We start from the raw sequence: 1,374 nt of genomic DNA, 5'->3' as shown, positions 1-1,374 counted from the left end.
CCCTCGTTCCGCAGCGCAGGCGGGTGCCGGTGCGGCGGGAGACCGTGTCCGCCGCCGCCGTCTCGTCGGCGGAGCCGGTACGGGAGCGGAGCACTCCCTAGACCAAGCACAAGCCCAAGCCCAGGCTCAACCACGCGAATCGGCGGGTCCGTTGACGACGGACCCGCCGATTCGCTGTGTACGCCCGGGTGTTGCCCCAGGTCACCTCAACGCGTGCTGACCACCACGGTCTTGGCGGCCTTGTCGTGCAGGCCCTGCTTGTACGGCTTGTCGAAGAAGCTCCAACCGCCGCTGATCACCGTCCAGATGCAGGCGCAGCAGAACGCGAACGGGATCCACAGCACGGCCGCGCGGATCAGGTTGGTCTGCACGGAGGGCGTCGACCCGTTGTCGAGGTTGGCCACCCGCAGGCCCAGCCACTTCTTGCCCAGCGTCTGGCCCGACTTGGCGAGCATCACGGTGTCGTAGCCCATGTACAGCACGGCCGCGGTGAGCGACTGCCCGAGCGACTTGGCGTACGACACGTGGTCGGAGTTGATGTTGTACTCGTGCACTCCGAAGGCCCAGGTGAGCAGCCAGACGGCGATGCCGACGAGGATCATGTCGATGATCCGGGCGAGCGTGCGCCGGCCGCTGTCGGCGAGCGGGGGCATGCCGGCGAGCGGGTCGGTGGGGTAGGAGCCGCCGCCGTAGGGAGGCGGCTGCGGAGGACCGCTGCCGTAAGGCGGGTCGTACGGTGAGCCCGATCCCTGGCCAGGAGGGGGCTGCTTCCTGAACGGGTCGTCTTCCGGCGGCTGCTGGCCGGAGCCCGGGGGCGGTTCGGTACTCATGGCCCGAGTCGACCGCGAACACCACGGCTCCGCATCCGGCGAGCGGCCGTCCGGGGTACGGAATCAGGTACCCCGGATGCCGTACCCCGCTATCCCGCTACGAACGTATGTGCGGCCTTGTCGTGCCAGCACTGGCGCCAGGGGCGGTCGAACAGGCACCAGGCGACACCGATGATCCCGATGCCGAGCAGGCCCGGGACGCTGTAGACCAGCCAGCGGCGCAGCGCCCCGCCGAAACCGGGCGGCTCGTGGCTCTCGATGCCGCGCACCTCAAGGCCGCACAGCTTCTTGCCGAGGGTACGGCCCCATCTGGCGGTCGGCAGCGCCTCGTAGAGGACGCCGAAGAGGAGGAGCACGGCGAGGACGATGCCGAGGTAGACGGCCGTGGTGCCGTCCAGCAGCCAGACCGTTTCGGCACGGCCGGAGAGCTTGGCCGCGTCGATCTTCTCGTTGATGTGGTCGGCCGCCCTGCCGCCGAGCGGTACGGCCGCCGCGGCGGTGACCGCGCCGAGCACGACGGTGTCGACGAGCCGGGCCACCAGCC

Annotated in this window: 2 protein-coding genes; both read right to left on the bottom strand. The window is 70.2% G+C overall.

Annotated features, from left to right (window positions below; genetic code table 11):
• Nucleotides 1–206 precede the first annotated feature (206 nt).
• Complete coding sequence (locus R6V09_RS53235) at nucleotides 207–830, bottom strand: RDD family protein (protein ID WP_317888570.1); 624 nt, start codon at nucleotides 828–830, stop codon at nucleotides 207–209.
• A gap of 89 nt (nucleotides 831–919) precedes the next feature.
• Nucleotides 920–1,374 (bottom strand): RDD family protein (locus R6V09_RS53230; protein WP_317888569.1); only part of this gene is annotated, 455 nt, incomplete at its 5' end.

The sequence above is a fragment of the Streptomyces sp. W16 genome, assembly GCF_033194735.1.
Taxonomy (GTDB): Bacteria; Actinomycetota; Actinomycetes; order Streptomycetales; family Streptomycetaceae; genus Streptomyces.
The sequence above is the reverse complement of the archived record's forward strand: the minus strand, read 5'-3'. Positions and strand labels throughout refer to the sequence as shown.